The 17,123-nt window shown below is 63.5% G+C and carries 17 protein-coding genes; 7 read left to right on the top strand and 10 right to left on the bottom strand.

Annotated features, from left to right (window positions below; all coding sequences use genetic code 11):
* Positions 1–10: 10 nt before the first annotated feature.
* The 4 genes from NCS67_RS14580 to frc all read right to left on the bottom strand — a co-directional run bounded on the left by NCS67_RS14580 (position 11) and on the right by frc (position 5,074).
* Positions 11–673: a hypothetical protein gene (locus tag NCS67_RS14580; protein WP_250435534.1), complete on the bottom strand. Its 663-nt coding sequence runs from the start codon at positions 671–673 to the stop codon at positions 11–13.
* Positions 670–1,458, bottom strand: coding sequence for a fumarylacetoacetate hydrolase family protein (locus tag NCS67_RS14575; RefSeq protein WP_250435532.1), 789 nt, complete (start codon positions 1,456–1,458; stop codon positions 670–672). The genes NCS67_RS14580 and NCS67_RS14575 overlap by 4 nt, the downstream gene beginning before the upstream one ends.
* Positions 1,459–1,522: 64 nt before the next feature.
* Positions 1,523–3,730, bottom strand: coding sequence for an acetate--CoA ligase family protein (locus NCS67_RS14570; RefSeq protein WP_250435530.1), 2,208 nt, complete (start codon positions 3,728–3,730; stop codon positions 1,523–1,525).
* An 81-nt stretch (positions 3,731–3,811) separates the two neighbouring features.
* The gene (gene frc / locus NCS67_RS14565) at positions 3,812–5,074 is read right to left on the bottom strand and encodes a formyl-CoA transferase (protein WP_008353895.1); all 1,263 of its coding nucleotides are present in this window, start codon (positions 5,072–5,074) and stop codon (positions 3,812–3,814) included.
* A 410-nt stretch (positions 5,075–5,484) separates the two neighbouring features.
* Here frc and sucC point away from each other — a divergent pair, with 410 nt between their 5' ends.
* From sucC to NCS67_RS14550, 3 genes are all read left to right on the top strand, one after another.
* On the top strand, positions 5,485–6,687 hold the full coding sequence (gene sucC, locus NCS67_RS14560; protein ID WP_250435528.1) for an ADP-forming succinate--CoA ligase subunit beta: 1,203 nt from the start codon (positions 5,485–5,487) through the stop codon (positions 6,685–6,687).
* Complete coding sequence (gene sucD / locus NCS67_RS14555) at positions 6,684–7,556, top strand: succinate--CoA ligase subunit alpha (protein ID WP_008353897.1); 873 nt, start codon at positions 6,684–6,686, stop codon at positions 7,554–7,556. The genes sucC and sucD overlap by 4 nt, the downstream gene beginning before the upstream one ends.
* Positions 7,557–7,646: 90 nt before the next feature.
* A complete protein-coding gene (locus tag NCS67_RS14550; protein WP_250435526.1) occupies positions 7,647–7,844 on the top strand; it encodes a hypothetical protein in 198 nt (65 codons plus the stop codon).
* A gap of 54 nt (positions 7,845–7,898) precedes the next feature.
* Here NCS67_RS14550 and NCS67_RS14545 read toward each other — a convergent pair whose 3' ends face one another.
* The 5 genes from NCS67_RS14545 to oxlT form a co-directional block, all read right to left on the bottom strand.
* Entirely contained in the window at positions 7,899–8,642 is a 744-nt protein-coding gene (locus tag NCS67_RS14545) for a GntR family transcriptional regulator (protein ID WP_008353900.1), read from the bottom strand.
* Positions 8,632–8,853, bottom strand: coding sequence for a hypothetical protein (locus NCS67_RS14540; protein ID WP_051079075.1), 222 nt, complete (start codon positions 8,851–8,853; stop codon positions 8,632–8,634). Before NCS67_RS14540 ends, NCS67_RS14545 begins: the two co-directional genes overlap by 11 nt.
* A gap of 113 nt (positions 8,854–8,966) precedes the next feature.
* On the bottom strand, positions 8,967–9,980 hold the full coding sequence (locus NCS67_RS14535) for a 2-dehydropantoate 2-reductase (protein WP_250435524.1): 1,014 nt from the start codon (positions 9,978–9,980) through the stop codon (positions 8,967–8,969).
* A gap of 157 nt (positions 9,981–10,137) precedes the next feature.
* The gene (locus NCS67_RS14530) at positions 10,138–11,073 is read right to left on the bottom strand and encodes a LysR family transcriptional regulator (protein ID WP_008353902.1); all 936 of its coding nucleotides are present in this window, start codon (positions 11,071–11,073) and stop codon (positions 10,138–10,140) included.
* Positions 11,070–12,401 (bottom strand): oxalate/formate MFS antiporter, encoded by a 1,332-nt coding sequence (gene oxlT, locus NCS67_RS14525; protein ID WP_008353903.1) that lies wholly within the window; start codon positions 12,399–12,401, stop codon positions 11,070–11,072. The genes NCS67_RS14530 and oxlT overlap by 4 nt, the downstream gene beginning before the upstream one ends.
* Positions 12,402–12,497: 96 nt before the next feature.
* On the opposite strand from oxlT, the gene NCS67_RS14520 reads away from it, so the two are divergent.
* From NCS67_RS14520 to NCS67_RS14510, 3 genes are all read left to right on the top strand, one after another.
* Positions 12,498–12,827 carry a hypothetical protein gene (locus tag NCS67_RS14520; protein WP_250435522.1) on the top strand — a complete coding sequence of 110 codons (330 nt, stop codon included), beginning with the start codon at positions 12,498–12,500 and terminating at the stop codon, positions 12,825–12,827.
* A 51-nt stretch (positions 12,828–12,878) separates the two neighbouring features.
* Entirely contained in the window at positions 12,879–13,823 is a 945-nt protein-coding gene (locus NCS67_RS14515) for a LysR family transcriptional regulator (protein ID WP_033536098.1), read from the top strand.
* Positions 13,824–13,920: 97 nt separating this feature from the next.
* Positions 13,921–14,259 carry a hypothetical protein gene (locus tag NCS67_RS14510; RefSeq protein WP_008353905.1) on the top strand — a complete coding sequence of 113 codons (339 nt, stop codon included), beginning with the start codon at positions 13,921–13,923 and terminating at the stop codon, positions 14,257–14,259.
* Between the two features lie 85 nt (positions 14,260–14,344).
* Here NCS67_RS14510 and NCS67_RS14505 read toward each other — a convergent pair whose 3' ends face one another.
* Positions 14,345–15,796: an aldehyde dehydrogenase family protein gene (locus NCS67_RS14505; RefSeq protein WP_175983081.1), complete on the bottom strand. Its 1,452-nt coding sequence runs from the start codon at positions 15,794–15,796 to the stop codon at positions 14,345–14,347.
* A 221-nt stretch (positions 15,797–16,017) separates the two neighbouring features.
* Between NCS67_RS14505 and NCS67_RS14500 the strand changes: the two genes are divergently transcribed.
* Positions 16,018–16,950 carry a M23 family metallopeptidase gene (locus NCS67_RS14500; RefSeq protein ID WP_502801856.1) on the top strand — a complete coding sequence of 311 codons (933 nt, stop codon included), beginning with the start codon at positions 16,018–16,020 and terminating at the stop codon, positions 16,948–16,950.
* The last annotated feature ends 173 nt before the right edge of the window (positions 16,951–17,123 follow it).

The raw sequence follows: 17,123 nt of genomic DNA, 5'->3' as shown, positions 1-17,123 counted from the left end.
CTTTGTCGTTTCATGGCGTCTCGCGCACGATGCCGACGAGCGTCGCCGACCGCGTGCAGCCGACGGCGATCGCGACTGCCGCCACGACGAGCGCGCCATGCGAACCGCCGATCGCTGCCGCGAGCGCAAGTCCGCCAGCCGCCGCCGCGCTCATCGCGTATGCGACCGGCGCGGCCGCGTTGCCGCCCATCGCGAGCGACAAGTGCGCGCCGATGAGCGCGAGCATCGCGATGACGGAAATCACGTCCGACTGAACGCCGAGCACATAGGCGAACGCCGCGCATGCGCCTGCGCAGGCGAGATGCATCGATTGAAGGTTCGCGCTTGCTCCGTTCGTGTGCCGGCGAACGACGACGCAAGCCAATGCCGCCAGCGCGCCGCCCGCCAGCACCGCATACGCGCTGTCCGGGCCCGGCAGCGCCCACGCGACGAACGCCATCGTCGCAAAGAGCGATTGCGCCGATACACCCGGCGTCGCACGCGCGGATCGATACCCGATGAATCCCGCGACCAGCGCGAGCACGAGCGCGGTTCCGCCCGATGCGCCGCTCGCGAAGCACGCGGCGGCAAGGAGCGCGCCCGTTTCCCGCCTTCCGCGCGACGCACGCATCGACGAACCCGCCGACAGCGCCGCGAGCACGCAGAGCGCGCCCGCGAGTCCATCCGCGATCATGCTTCGAGCACGTTCGACAGCGTGCCGATTCCGGCGATCGACACATCCACGCGCGCGCCGTCCTTGATCGAGCCGACGCCGATAGAGGTGCCGCACGCGATCACGTCGCCGGGAACGAGCGTCATGTCTTGCGACAGCATGCTCACTTGCTCGGCGGGCGAGAAAATCATGTCGTCGAGCGGATAGTTCTGGCGCTCGACGCCTTCGAGTGTCGTGACGACGCTCGCCGTGCGCCAGTCGAAGCCGTTGCCCGTCGTGACGATCGCCGGCCCGAGGCAGGTGAACGTGTCGAAGCCCTTCGAGCGGCACCATTGCGCGAAGTTGGGATCTTCCTGCAGCAGCTCGATCGCGGTGACGTCGTTCACGCACGTATAGCCGAAGATCGCGCTTTCGGCTTCCTCCACGGACGCCCCGCTCACCGTCTTGCCGATCACGATGCCGAGTTCGCCCTCGTACGCGATCTTGCCGTGATAGCTCTTCGGCCGGCGGATCGACTCGCCCGGCCCGATCACCGACATCGGCGGCTTGATGAGAAAGAGCGGATGCTGCGGCGGCGCCTTGTCGAGCTTCTGCGACAGCGCGTAGTAGTTGTTCCACAGCGCGATGACCTTGCTCGGCTGACAGGGCGCGAGCAGCGTCAGGTCATCGACGGCGAACGACATGTCGGTCGGGCGCGGATTGTCGAACATCGCGCCGTCGTGCTGCACGACGCGGCCAGAATGCTGATCGAGCGTACCGAAACCGATGCTGCCGCCGGCATCGCGAAAACGAATCCAGTGTGTCAAGTGTGTCTCCCTTATAAAGGGCGCGGACATACGTGGTCCGCGCCCCTGTCCCCTCCTCCAAACCTCAGATCAAACCTGCGCCGCGCGCCCACTTGTACTTCGCGCCGAGCACGGCAACGGGCAGTTCCGTCGAATAAGCGTAGGCCGGCACGCCATGCTCGTACAGGTATTCCGCGGCTTCTTCCACTTGCACGTCGCCCGCGAGCGACGCCACGATCGGCTTCTCGATGCCGAGCGCCTTCATCTCCTCCTTCACTTCGATGACGAGTTTCGCGAAGACCATCGGCGGCGTGATGATCGTGTGCCAGTAGCCGAGGATGAGCGAATGGATGCGATCGTCCTCGAGCCCGAGGCGGATCGTGTTCTTGTACGTCGACGGCGGCTCGCCCCCGGTGATGTCGACGGGATTTCCGGCCGCGCCGAACGGCGGGATGAACTTGCGGAACGCGGCATCGAGATCGTCGGGCATCGCCATCAGCGAGAGGCCGTTGTCGACGCATGCGTCCGACAAGAGCACGCCCGAGCCGCCCGCGCCCGTGATGATGACCGTGTTCTCGCCTTTGGGCGTCGGCAGCTTCGGAATGCCGCGCGCGAACTCGAGCAGATCGCGCAGCGACCGCGCGCGGATCACGCCGCATTGCTCGAAGACGTCTTCGTAGATCTTGTCGTTGCCCGCGAGCGCGCCCGTATGCGAGCTGGCCGCGCGCGCGCCGAGGCTCGTGCGCCCCGCTTTCAGCACGACGACCGGCTTCTTCTTCGACACGCGCTTTGCGGCTTCGGCGAACGCACGGCCGTCCTTCAGATCCTCGCAATGCTGCGCGATGATTTCGGTGTTGTCGTCCTGCTCGAAGAACGTGAGCAGATCGTCTTCGTCGATATCGCTCTTGTTGCCGAGACCGACGATCGCGGAAACGCCCATCTTCGCCGAACGCGAGAACCCGATGATGGCCATGCCGATGCCGCCCGACTGCGACGACAGCGCCGCCTTGCCTTTCACGTCGTACGGCGTGCAGAACGTCGCGCAAAGATTCTTCGGCGTGTAGTAAAAGCCGTAGATGTTCGGGCCCATCATGCGGATGTCGTATTGCCGCGCGATTTTGACGATCTCTTCCTGACCTTCGTGATTGCCCGTTTCCGCGAAGCCCGACGGAATCAGCACCGCGCCCGGAATCTTCTTCTCGCCGACTTCGACGAGCGCCTGAGCCACGAACTTCGCGGGAATCGCGAACACGGCGACATCGATCACGCCGGGCACGTCCTTCACGCTCTTGTACGCCTTGCGGCCCATGATCTCGTCGGCTTTCGGGTGAATCGGATAGATCGTGCCCTGATAGCCGCCGTTGATGAGGTTCTTCATCACCGAATTGCCGATCTTGCCGTCCTCGTTCGACGCGCCGATCACCGCGACCGCATCCGGCTTCATGATGCGGTTCATCTGCGCGACGATCTGCTCTTGCGTCGGCCGATAGCGCGGTTCGGCGGGCGCGAAATCCATCACGATGCGCACGTCCGCCGCGACCGCGCCGTTCGGGCTCGCGAACACCGGATTCAGGTCCATCTCGGAGATTTGCGGGAAATCGTCGACGAGACGCGACACGCGCTCGATCAGGGTAATCAGCGCCTCGCGATGTACCGGTTCGGCGCCGCGCACGCCGCGCAGCACTTCTGCGGCCTGAATGCCGTCGAGCATCGATGCGGCTTCTTCGCGCGTGACGGGCGCGAGCCGGAACGTCACGTCCTTCAGCACTTCGACGAGCACGCCGCCGAGACCGAACGCGATCAGCTTGCCGAACGACGGGTCCGTCACCGCGCCGATGATGACTTCCTGCCCCGCGCCGACCATCTGCTGAACCTGCACGCCGACAAGCGTCGCCTTCGGGTCGTACTTCTTCGCGTTCGAGATGATCGTGTCGAAACCGGCACGCACATCGGCTTCATTCTTCAGGTTGACGAGCACGCCGCCCGCTTCGGTCTTGTGCAGGATTTCCGGCGAAACGATCTTCAGCACCACCGGAAAGCCGATGAACGACGCGAGCTTCGCGGCATCGTCCGCCGATTTCGCGACGCCTTCCTGCGGCACCGCGATGCCGTATGCATCGCAGACGAGTTTGCCTTCCGGCGCGGTCAGCGACGTGCGGCCTTCCGCTTTCACTCGGGCGAACACTTCCGCGACGCGGCGTTTCGCGTCGGGCGCGTGGAGCGGAACGACCGCCGCCGCGTGCGTGGATGAATTGGCTGCTTCGCCGCGGTCCTGGGCAACCGTGCTGTTCATTTGGTGCGTCTCCGTTATAGGGGCGTGCAGGGGCCTGCGCCGCCCTCTTTCGAAGGCGGACGTCAGTGCAAGGCAATGTGCTCAGATCGCGCCGAGGCTCTTCAGCGTGGCGATCTGATCCGGCGTGTAGCCGAGTTCGGCCATGACTTCGTCGGTGTGTTCGCCGAGCAGCGGCGAGCGCACGACTTCGGTCGGACTGTCGGACAATTTGATCGGATTGCCGACCGTCAGATACTTCCCGCGCACCGGATGATCGACTTCGACGACCGTTCCCGTCTTTCGCAGCGACGGCTCTTCGGCGATTTCCTTCATCGACAGGATCGGGCCGCACGGTATGTCGTGCTTGTTGAGGATTTCCATCGCCTGGAACTTGGTCTTCGACATCGTCCAGCGCTCGATTTCCTCGAAAATCTGCTTCAGATGCGGCAGGCGCGCGTTCGGCGTCTTGTAATCCGGATGATCGATCCATTCCTCCTTGCCGATCACCTTGCAGATTTCGCCCCAGACCGGCGCCTGCGTGATGAAGTAGATGTACGCGTTCGGATCGGTCTCCCAGCCCTTGCACTTGAGAATCCAGCCCGGCTGGCCGCCGCCCGATGCGTTGCCCGCGCGCGGCACGGCTTCGCCGAACGTGCCGTTTGGATATTGCGGGTACTCCTTCATCACGCCAGTGCGTTCGAGGCGCTGCTGGTCGCGCAATTTCACGCGGCAGAGATTGAGCACGCCATCCTGCATCGCGGCGAGCACTTTCTGACCACGTCCGCTCGTGTTGCGCTGATACAGCGCCGTGACGATGCCGAGCGCCAGATGCAGGCCCGTGCCCGAATCGCCGATCTGCGCGCCGGTGACGGTCGGCGGACCGTCTTCGAAACCGGTCGTCGACGCCGCGCCGCCCGCGCACTGCGCGACGTTCTCATACACCTTGCAATCTTCGTACGGTCCCGGGCCGAAGCCCTTCACCGACGCGACGATCATCCGCGGATTCAGTTCCTGGATGCGCTCCCACGTAAAGCCCATGCGATCGAGCGCGCCCGGGGCGAAGTTCTCGACGAGCACGTCGCACTTCTTCACGAGCGTCTCGAGCACCTTCTTGCCTTCCGGATTCTTCGTGTCGATGGTGATCGAGCGCTTGTTGTGGTTGAGCATCGTGAAGTAGAGGCTGTCGGCGTCGGGAATATCGCGCAACTGCTCCCGCGTGATGTCGCCCGAACCCGCGCGCTCGACCTTGATGACGTCGGCGCCGAACCACGCGAGCAACTGCGTGCAGGTCGGTCCCGACTGAACGTGCGTGAAGTCCAGGATTCGCACGCCGTCCAGCGCCTTGCCAGATGTGTTCACCGTCATGGCTTTGTCTCCCACTCTCTTTCGACGTTTATAGATTCACGATTATTTGTACATCGTCCCGCGCCGTCGTGCCCGGAGCGCGTAGACCGTCGGACCGCAAAGCGACCCGCCTCCTGTGATATACAATATTCCACACACAGTATTAGTCAACCGTCCGCCGGTCGATGAAAACCCTGTGATGCAGCGCACGATCCCTTGAACGCCGCTGTGAGCAACGCTCGACCGATTTTTAATTCTGCAGTGCATCAATCACCGTCGTCCGCCTCGGCCCGTTAAGCACTCATTTAACGCTGCAGAAGCCCGCAAACGAAAGTTTTGCGCGTGGTGAAATCTGATATACAGTATTTCAGCGCGCCGACGATGCTGTTGCTCGGCTCGCTCATTCCCATCAGAGGACATCAGGAGACGAGATGAACATCCACGAATATCAGGCGAAGGCGCTGCTGCGAAAGTACGGCGTCGCGGTTCCGGAGGGCCGCGTCGCCTTTTCCGCGACGGAGGCCGCCGATGCGGCGCGCGCGCTGCCCGGACCCGTCTGGGTCGTGAAGTCGCAGATTCACGCGGGCGGCCGCGGCGCCGGGCGCTTCGCCAACGATCCGGACGGAAAAGGCGGCGTGCGCGTGGTGAAGTCGGTCGACGAAGTGCGCGAGAACGCGCAGAAGATGCTCGCGTCCGTGCTCGTGACCAAGCAGACGGGGCCGGCGGGCAAGGAAGTGAAGCGGCTCTACGTCGAAGAAGGCTGCGATATCGCGCGCGAGCTGTATCTCGGCATGCTGGTCGACCGCGCCAACTCGCGCATCACGATCATGGCGTCGACGGAAGGCGGCATGGAGATCGAGGAAGTCGCGCATCGCACGCCGGAAAAAATTCTCAAGGTCGCGATCGATCCGGCGACCGGGCTTCAGCCCCTTCACACGCGCCAGATCGCGTTCGGACTCGGGCTCACCGGCAATCAGATCAAGGCTGCGTCGAAGTTCATCACGGCGCTGTATCAGGCGTTCGTCGATCTGGATGCGTCGATCGTGGAAGTGAATCCGCTCGTCGTGACCGGCTCCGGCGACGTGATGGCGCTCGACGCGAAGCTCAATTTCGACGACAACGCGCTGTATCGCCATCCCGACATCGAGAAACTGCGCGACGAGGACGAGGAAGATCCCGCCGAAATCGAAGCGGCGAAGCACGGTCTGAACTACGTCAAGCTCGACGGCAATATCGGCTGCATGGTGAACGGCGCGGGCCTCGCGATGGCCACGATGGACATCATCAAGCTCTACGGCGGCGAGCCGGCGAACTTTCTCGACGTCGGCGGCGGCGCGACCCAGGAGCGCGTCGCGACCGCGTTCAAGCTGATCCTGCGCGACCCGAAGGTGCAGGGCATTCTCGTCAACATCTTCGGCGGCATCATGCGCTGCGACGTGATCGCGCAAGGCGTCGTCGCGGCCGCGCGCGAGATCGATCTGAGCGTGCCGCTCGTCGTGCGCCTCGCGGGCACGAATGTCGATGCGGGCCGCGAGATTCTGCGCACGTCCGGTCTCACCATCATCCCCGCCGAAAATCTCGCCGATGCCGCCGACAAGATCGTCAGCGCCGTCGCTCAAGGAGTGGCCCAATGAGCGTTCTCATCAATAAAGATACGAAGGTCATCTGCCAGGGCTTCACCGGCGCGCAAGGCACGTTTCATTCCGAACAGGCGATCGCGTACGGCACGCGCATGGTCGGCGGCGTGACGCCGGGCAAAGGCGGCACGACGCATCTGGACTTGCCCGTGTTCGACACCGTCGCCGATGCCGTCGCGAAAACGGGCGCCGACGCCTCCGTCATCTATGTGCCGCCGCCCTTCGCCGCCGATGCGATTCTCGAAGCCATCGACGCGCAGGTGCCGTTCATCGTCTGCATCACGGAAGGCATTCCGGTGCTCGACATGCTGCGCGTGAAGCGCGCGTTGAGCGGTTCGTCGAGCCGGCTCGTCGGGCCGAACTGTCCGGGCGTCATCACGCCGGGGCAGTGCAAGATCGGCATCATGCCGGGGCATATTCACCGGCCGGGGAAGATCGGCGTCGTATCGCGTTCGGGCACGCTGACCTATGAGGCCGTCGCGCAGACGACCGCGGCCGGCCTCGGGCAGACGACGTGCATCGGTATCGGCGGCGATCCGGTGAACGGGACGAACTTCATCGATTGCCTGTCGCTCTTTCTGGAGGACGATGCGACCGAGGGCATCATCATGATCGGCGAGATCGGCGGATCGGCGGAGGAAGAAGCCGCGCAGTTTCTCAAGGACGCGAAGACGACGAAGCCAGTGGTCGGTTTCATCGCCGGAACGACCGCGCCGCCGGGACGCCGCATGGGTCACGCGGGCGCGATCATCTCGGGCGGATCGGGCACGGCCAGCGCGAAGATCGACGCGATGAAATCGGCGGGCATTCACGTCGCCGATTCGCCGGCCGCGCTCGGCGAAACGATGCTGCACGCGATGCGTTAGTCACGCGGGCAACCGGCGCGGGCCGCGCAACGGCGCGCGCTATTGCTGAGAAAGGGCAGCATCGATAGACTTGCGCCTTTTTTCCGCGCCATGTTCGTCTACCTCGACTCTGCGATGGCGGTGGCCTTGCGCATCGGCCAGGTCACTGCCCTGTCGTTCGGGACATCGCAAGCCGTCGCGCCGGCTCCGAGTCATGCGCCCGGCTTCGTGCCCGTCGAGACGCGCGGCGCGCTGCCGAGCGACGACTATCCGCTTCGCGCATCACCGTTTCGATCGACGACGAAATAAAAAAACCGCACGGCGAACACCATGCGGTTTTTTGCTTTCCAACTCAATCCGTCATCAGTCCAGAAAGTCGCAATTCGCCTCGACGAACGCCGCCAGATCGAGCGAATGCTGCTTCACGAGCCGCTCGACCAGCTCCGTGTCGCGCTTCTCCAGCGCCTCGATGATCCGCATGTGATCGACGATCGAGCGCGACGCCCGATCGCTCTGCGAGATCGTCATCTTACGGATCGCGCGGACGTGCACGAAGATGTTCTTGATCGTGTCGAAGATGATTTCCGACTTCGACAGCCGCACGATCGCCGAATGGAACGCGATATTCGCTTCCGAATACTCGTCGATATGCTCGGCGGGCGTCGAGTCGCGGAAATTGTCGAACATGTGGCGCAGATGGGCGATTTCCTCGTCCGTCGCGCGCTGCGTCGCGAGGCGCGCCGCCATGCTTTCCAGCGCCGCCCACATGTGAATCATCTCGACGATCTCGCGCTTGGTCTTGCGCAAGATATAGACGCCGCGGCGCGGCACCGTGCGCAGAAAACCTTCCTGCTCGAGCAGCGTCATGGCCTCGCGAATCGGCGTGCGGGACACGCCGAGCGCTTCGGTCAGTTCTTTCTCGTCGAGACGGATTTCTTCCCGCGAACGATAGATGTCCGCCTCGGCGATCGCCTGCCGCAGCTTCGCGTACGCCTGATCGCGCAGCGAAACCGTGGCATTGATCGGCTCCAGCGAAAGCGTCAGCCCGGGCGGACGTACATCGGGGCGAACTTCCGGACTATCTACGGATTGAGTATCAGATGGCATTGATGGCTTGATTTCCCAAGTGCGGACGGCGAGCGTCGACACGCTTGCCCGAACCGCCGTTCTGGTCATCCGCCGCGAGACCGGCGAAGCGACCGTGATCCTGTGCGCGCTGCAGCATGCTTTGCGGCACGGCCGACGCAATCATAAACGTAACACCTACACCAACGGCAACCAGCGCGAATCCGACAACAACCAGCAGGGCGATGCTCATTTCAGGCTCCAGTTGAATCACTCAAGAGCCCTCAGTATATGCTGCATCGCAACAGCACGCAAGTATTTTGCATCTTGTATATCAGAAACAACGCTGGTCCCTTCGTCTGCAGTTTAGGCGGCTTTTTGAGATTGCGGGAGCGGCAGCGGCTTCGCCGTGCCCTGATTCACGCCTTCGCGCAGCTTGATCAATGCGAGAACGGCATCGAGCATCGGCGTTTCGACGTGCACGAGGCGGCCGATTTCCTGCACGACCGTCATCAGCGGATCGATTTCCATCGGGCGTCCGGCCTCGCAGTCCATCAGCATCGACGTCTTGTGCGCGCCGACCGCGCCCGCGCCGTTGATGCGCCGCTCAACGTCGACGCGGAAATTCACGCCGATCCTGTCGCCGATCGCCTTCGCCTCCAGCATCATCGCCTTCGAGAGCGCGCGCGTGCCGGGATCGCTCGTGAGCACGTCGAGCGTCGCGCCGGTCAACGCGCTGATCGGGTTGAAGCACAGATTGCCCCAGAGCTTCAGCCAGATTTCATCGCGGATGTTGTCGCGCATCGGCGCTTCCATATCCGCCTTCGCCATCATGTCGTGCAGCGCCTGCAGACGCGGCGTGATTTCGCCGCTCGGCTCGCCGATGGGAAATTTCTTGCCGTAGTGATGTTCGATGACGCCCGGCTCCGCGATTTCCGCCGCCGGCAGCAGCACGCAGCCGATCGCGCGTTCCGGACCGAACACGTCCCACTGGCGGCCGCCAGGATCGACGCTCTGCAGTTTCGTGCCTTCGAGCTCGCCGCCGTGTTTGTAGAAATACCAGTAAGGCAGACCGTTGACGGCCGTGACGATCGCGGTTTCCGGGCCGAGCAGCGGCGGCATCAGATCGACGACGCCCGGAATCGAATGCGCCTTCAGCGCGACGATCACGTAATCCTGCGGGCCGAGTTCGGCGGCATTGTTCGTGCAGCGCACCTTGACGGTGTGCTCCTCGCCATCGATCCGGAGCTTGACGCCGTTCGCCTGCATCGCCGCGAGATGCGGCCCGCGCGCGACGAAACTGACCTCCGCACCCGCTCGCGCCAGTTGCGCGCCCATATAGCCGCCGATCGCTCCGGCGCCGTACACGCAGATCTTCATGGTTCGTCTCCTGAGGGTTGTAGCTTTATATCTCTCTGATATACAAGATACTACATTCCGAGTGCAGACAGGACAAGGCGAATCGTGCGCTCGCAGACGAGCGAAAACCCGCATGCGCGAGATGCGCGGCGGGCTTCCTTCAGCGGCAAGAAGTCGGTCAGACCTCGACGGCCTGACCCGAGATGAAAGTATGCGACGAGGATGCGACGATGTGTGACCAGACGTTCGCCGCGCTCGAGCGCAGCGCGCGGCTCTTGCGCCGTACGAGCATGATCGTGCGCGACGTGTCCGGCACGAGCGGGATGATGCGCGTCTGCGCGCAGTCGATGGCAGCGCGCGCGTGCATCGGCAGGATACCGACGCCGAGGCCGGCTTCCGCCATGCGCGCAACCGCGGCAGCTTGCGTGAATTTCTGGCGCACCGCGCCCGCGACGCCGTGCAGCGCGAGCGCAGCCTCGATGGCGCCCAGGCTGCCGGTGTCATCGTCGAGCAGGAGAAGCGGCGTGCCGCGCAACTGCTGCCAGTCGATGCCCGCCGCCGCGCTCAGTCGATGCGACGCGCTGACGACGGCAGCAAGTCCGTCGGCGAAAAGAGGCTCGGCGGCGAGTTCGTCGAGATTGTCGGGCGCGATCGCGACGCCCAGTTCCGCCTCGCCCGAACGCACGAGTTGCAGCACGGCATTTTGCGGCCGATCCATCACGATGATCGTGACTTCCGGCAGACGTTCGCGACACGATGCGAGCATCGCGGGCAAAACGCTCGCCGTGAGAGCGCAACTGCTCGCGAGATTGACGACGCCCGGCTCGCCGCCCTCTTGCGCGCGCGGCCGCAGAGTCGCTTCCAGTTCCTCGACGAGCGGCGCAATGCGGGCGAGCAGCTTGCGTCCGGTTTCGGTGAGCGCGACCTGACGCGTCGTGCGATCGAAGAGCCGCAGCGCGATTTCATCTTCGAGTTCGCGAATGCTGCGGCTCACCGCCGATTGGGTGATGCCGAGATCGTCGCCCGCGCGCGTGAAGCTGCGATGCCGCGCGAGGGTGACGAAAAGCCTCAGTTGATGCAGCGATACGCTCAACGTCGGCGTGCCCTGTTTCATTGAATCGAGCCGGTCCGTAACGACGCGTTGATCGACGATTCGGCCGACGACTCTTCCGTGAGCGTGTTTTCGATCCAGCGCTTTCGCATCGGCGCGAGAACGAATTTCGCGCACAGTCCCGCCGCGATCGACGTCACCGCCGCCGTGATGAACACCGCGTTCCACGACCCGATCGACGCGAGCACCGAAGCGAGCGGCACCAGCATCGACGCCGTGCCTTTCGCGGTGTAGAGCGTGCCCGCGTTGGCGGCGGCGTACTTGCTGCCGAAGGTGTCCGCGCAGGTCGCCGGGAAGATCGAGAAGATTTCGCCCCAGCAGAGGAACGTCATCGCCGCGAACAGCATGAAGAGATACGGATTGTGGCCGAACTCCATCAGCCCGAGCAGCGCGACGCCTTCACCGAGAAAGATGATGAACATCGTGTTTTCGCGGCCGATCTTGTCCGAGATGAAGCCGCACAGCGGACGCGTGAAGCCGTTGCACAGATTGTCGATGGACAGCGTCATCGCGAGCAGCGGCAGCGTTACGCCGAGCAGATTCACCGGCATCTTGGCGAAGCCGTATTCCTTCGCGATCGGCCCGAACTGCGCGGTCGCGATCACGCCGCCCGCCGCGACGAACACGAACATCAGATACAGCACCCAGAAGAGCGGCGAGCGCACCATCTGTCCTGTCGTGTAGTCGATTTTCGTCGACACGATGCGCTTGGCCGGCACGATGCCTTTCGGCGGATTCGGCCGCACGAGCATCAGCGCGAGCACGAAGATGCACGCGCCCTGCAGGATGCCGAAGAACATGAACGCGTGCTCGTAGCCTGAGCTCTGGATCATGTTCGAGATCGGAATCACCGTGACAGCCGCGCCCGCGCCGAAGCCAGCAGCGGTCAGGCCCGCCGCGAGACCGCGCTTGTCCGGGAACCACTTGAGCGCCGTGCCGACGCAGGTGCCATACACGCAACCGGCGCCGATACCTGCGACCACGGCGGCGATGTACAGATGCGTGAGCGTGGTGGCGTGGGCGTCGATCATCCAGCCGATGGCGGCGCAAAGCGCGCCGCCCATCACGACCGGACGCGGTCCGAATTTATCGACGAGCCAGCCCTCGACGGGCACGAGCCACGTTTCAGTGACGATGAAGATGGTGAAGGCGGTTTGAATCGCCGCTTGCCCCCAATGGTGCTTCGCATCCATCGGAACGACGAAAAGAGTCCATGCGTACTGGAGGTTGGCGACCAGCCCCATGCATACGATGCCGACTGCGAGCTGGATCCATCTGTTGTGGTGACGCCCGTGCGATTGCCCGGACACAACCGTGTCTGCGCTTGCCATGTCTGTCTCCGTTATCTGTCTTAGCGCTCGTACGGCGCTTGATGTGCTGCGAGAAGCCGGCGCGGTGCGTCGGCGGCGAGCGGTCGGTCAGGGGAAATGCTCGGTCCAGGCGGCATGGGCGTGAGGCCGCCGGTCACGGGTATTGCGCATGTCGCGCGTTTTGAGGTGGGCGATCGATTCGCACATCCGGCAAACATCCGCTTCAGGCGATCGAAGAATCATTTCAAAGCGATTCCCAATAAAGTCCGGATGGGGTATGCAGCCTTTGCAGGCTTCCATGCTGCGAGTGTGCTCGTGTTGCTTTGCGGCAAACTGGCCGATGCCTGGGGTCTGGCGTGGCCGTTCGTTCTTGGCGCAACCGTCCGCCTTACAACTTTCGCGGACGTGAAAGCATCGTGGGGGAGAAAAACGATTAAGGAAAGTTAGAAAAAATTATTGTATAAATTAGTGATCGTTAATGGATGAGGGATTGCTGTGCTGCGCAACGCCACCCTGCGTCAACTCAAGATCTTCGAGACCGTCGCCCGTCGACTGAGTTTCTCGCGCGCCGCTGAAGAGCTCTACCTTACGCAGCCGGCTGTTTCGACGCAGGTGAAGCAACTGGAGGAGCACGCCGGGCTGCCGCTGTTCGAGCAGCTCGGCAAGAAAATCTATCTGACGCCGGCCGGAAATGAAATGCTTCACTACAGCCGCGCGATTCTGGAGCAATTCCGCGAAGCCGACGATGCGATGGCCCGACTCAAAGGCATCGCGGGCGGTACGCTCAACGTCGCGGTGATCAGCGCCGGCGATTACTTTTTCCCCCGCTTGCTCGCCGCGTTCACGCAGCGCAATACCGATGTCCGGCTCAATCTCGCGGTACACAATCGCGAGGAACTGCTGCATCAACTGTCCGACAATCTCACCGATCTCGCCGTGATGGTCCGCCCCCCGCGCGATATGGACACGGTGAACGTCTCATTCGCGCCCCATCCGTACGTGATCGTCGCGCCGCCGGATCATCCGCTCGTCGGACGGAGGAACTTGCCGCTCGAAGCGCTCGCCGACGAACCGTTCATCGTGCGCGAGCGTGGCTCCGACACCTGGAATTCGATGGAAGAAGGATTCGGCGGACGGCTGCCGAACCTTAACGTCGCGATGGAAATCACCAGCACGGAGACGATCAAGCAGGCGGTGATCGCCGGCATGGGCCTGAGCTTCTTGTCCGCGCACACGATCAGCATGGAATTGCAGGTCGGAAAGCTGGCGGTGCTCGATATCGAGGGCTTTCCCGTGATGCTCAACTGGTTCGTCGTGCATCGGAACAACAAGCGGCTACCGCCGGTGGCGCTTGCGTTCAAGCAGTTTCTGATCGAAGAAGGCGCAGCGCAGATCGAAGCGATCACGCAAATCGTCGCGAAGACGGGCAAACCGAACGCATAATTCTTTCTGAATAGATAAGCGAAAAAACTTTAACTATCGTATATGGATCGACTTTTCTATCCTGCATTCAAGCCCCACGGCCATACAGGAGACGATCATGATCCATGCAACGCACGACGATGACCGCGAACTTCAGGCGCAAGTCTGCGCGTTCAACACGGCTTTCGAAGAACTCGACCTGATGTTCCGCTGGGACGTGCAGACGTATCGCGCGCTGGCATCGGCGGATAGCGATTACGGGAAGATCGCACAGTACATCGCAACCCATTCCCCGCATTTGCTGACGGCCTACAGCGCCGAGTTTCTTTGCCAGGCGATCGTCGAGCGCAAGAATTCGACAATCGAAGCCTGCCGGCAAAACACGGTCCAATATGAAGACAGCACGCAGCGGGCGCGGCTCTGGCGGGCGCGCAACGAGGAAACGGCGCGCGTCTGACGGGTCTTTCCGATCCAAACGGGCGGTTCGATGAGTCGGACCGCCCGTTTCCCTTTCGCCGCGGTTGGCCGCGGCGTTCATTCCGTCAAGGCGTCAGCGCCACCCAGACCGCCTTCGGCTCGGTGAAATTCTCGATGGCGACGTCGCCATGTTCGCGGCCGAAGCCCGAGTCGCCGCCGCCGCCCCACGGCAGGCGCACGTCCGTGAAACCGTAGGTATTGACCCAGACCGTGCCCGCTTTCAATTCCGCGGCCATGCGATGCACGCGGCCGATATCCGCGCTCCAGACGCCCGCTGCGAGACTGTACGCGGTGCCGTTGGCGATGCGCAGCGCGTCGGCTTCGTCGTCGAAGGGAATCACGCTCGCGACCGGCCCGAAGATCTCTTCCTGCGAGATGCGCATCTCGTGCTCGACGTTGGCGAACACCGTCGGCTCCACGAAATAGCCGCGTTCGCCCGCGCGCTTGCCGCCTGTCACGAGCGAGGCGCCCTCGCCCGTGCCGATGTCCACGTAGTCGAGCACGCTCTTCATCTGCTTGGCGGAAATGAGCGGGCCCATGTTGGTTTCGCGTTTGGACGGATCGCCGAGCTTGATCGTCTGCGCGCGCTGAGCGAGGCGCTCGACGACTTCGTCGTAGACGGCGCGCTGCGCGAGAATGCGCGAGCCCGCCGAGCAGACTTGCCCCGCGTTGAAGAAGATGCCCGATGCGGCCGCGCGCACGGCGCCGTCGATGTTCGCATCCGCGAAGATCACGTTGGCGGACTTGCCGCCTAGTTCGAGCGTGACGCGCTTGAAGTTGCCCGCCGCGCCCTGCAGAATGCCGCGCCCGACGGACGGCGAGCCGGTGAACGTCACCTTGTCGACGCCCGGATGCGCGACGAGGGAATCGCCGACGACCGAGCCCTTGCCGGTCACGATGTTGAGCACGCCCGGCGGCACGCCGGCTTCCAGCGCGAGCCGCCCGACCATCAGCGCCGAAAGCGGCGTGATTTCGGCCGGCTTGACGATCAGCGTGCAGCCGCACGCGAGCGCGGGCGCGATCTTCCACATGCCGATCATCAGCGGAAAATTCCACGGCACGATCGCCGCGACGACGCCGACCGGCTCGCGCACGGTGTAGGTCAGCGCGTCGGGGCGTGCGGGCACGACCTGGCCGTTGATCTTGTCGCACCAGCCGGCATAGTAGGCGAGCGTATCGATGGCGGCGGGCACGTCCTGGCGTTGTACACCGGAGATCGGCTTGCCGGCATCGAGACTTTCGAGCGCCGCGAGTTCTTCCTGATTTTCGCGCAGGAGATCGGCAAGCTTCATCAGGATTCGGCCGCGTTCGGCGGCGCGGATCGCATTCCACGGCTTGAGCGCGGCGCGCGCCGCCTGCACCGCGCGGTCGACATCGGCGGATGTGCCTTGCGCGACGTGGGCGATCGGATTCTCGTTCGAAGGATCGAGGTTCGTCGAGTAGTCGCCTCCGCTCGGCGGGACGAACTCGCCATTGATCAGCAATTCATAGCGCTTCAAATCCGCGGTGCTTTCCATGTCTCGCTCCAGTGCTTTTTCGGATCACTTCATGTTGAGGGAGAAGAACCATCTATGAAAGCAAAACATTTTTATTGTTTATATAGGGCGGAATGTATGAGCGGATATAGCGCAGGCCGCGGAATCGACTCTTGTCCCAAATTTCTCTGATTCGTCCGATAGGCCGAGATCCGGCGCGCTCCTACCATCTCAAAACTCGCACTGATTGCAGGGAGATAAGGGTGGTGTCAGTCATCTCGCGCTCGAAAAACGATCTTTACATCGTGATGCGGCGAGGCGCGCTGCGCGCCATCGTTGGTACTGCCTGCTCGGTGGCGGTGCTGGCGCTGGCAGGCGGTCTCGCGCTGGGCCAGTATGACGTTCAGATGCGGCGTGCGCAGGAGCCCGCCGCCGTCCGATACGCCCGAGCCCCTTACAACGCCGATGAGCTCGCGCGTCTGAAGGCGTCGAACGCCGCGCTCGATGCGCGCGTGGAGCGGCTCGCTGCGCAGTTGGACACGCTCAGTGGGTTCGATCAACGCTTGCGCGCAAAACCGCCGCGCGCCACGGCGACCAGCGCAGTGGCCTCGGTGCGCGCGGCCTCCAGCGACGCAGCGGGCGGCCCAGAGCTTCCGCCCCGCCCTTGCCAGGCCGCCGACGCGCGACCGGAGCCGCGAAACCGAAGCAACGAACTCGACTGCCTGGCGACGACGCTTGGCGCGCTCGAACAAGACGCGGCGCAGCACGAGGCGGCGTGGGAAGCCTTTCCGGGGCGTCGTCCGCTCGCGTTCGGACGCACGAGTTCATCGTTCGGAAACCGTCTGGATCCGTTCAATCGTCACCTGAGTTTCCACCCGGGCGTGGATCTGGTCGCCCCGACAGGTACGCCGATTCTCGCGGCCGCCGGCGGCCGCGTGATCCACGCCGGACCGATGCCGGGCTATGGCAATACGGTCGAGATCGATCACGGCAACGGCTTTATCACGCGATACGCTCACGCTTCGAAGATCGAAGTGCGCGTCGGACAGCAGGTCGAGCCGCGCGAGACTATCGCCGAGGTGGGCTCGACGGGTCGATCCACGGGACCGCATCTGCATTTCGAGGTGCGTGTGGGCGGGAAGCCGGTCGACCCGGAAGGATATCTCGCGCTGTTTGCGGGCGACTCGCATGCGTGAGACGAGGTAAGAATTGGTCCGCCGGGTGAACCATTCCGACACGTTCAATTTGAAAGCAACCCGCCGGCGCTCGTCGAGAGCGAACTTGCGCTCGCCTTGGCGCTTGTGAGCGCGTCGGTCGCCGTGTTGACGCTCTGCGCCGCCGCTTTGCTCGCGGCGGCGGCTCCCGAGAC

The organism is Caballeronia sp. ATUFL_F2_KS9A (assembly GCF_023630765.1).
In the GTDB taxonomy this organism is placed as follows: Bacteria; Pseudomonadota; Gammaproteobacteria; order Burkholderiales; family Burkholderiaceae; genus Caballeronia; species Caballeronia zhejiangensis.
Note: the sequence above shows the minus strand (reverse complement) of the source record. Positions and strands in the feature narration are given on the sequence as shown.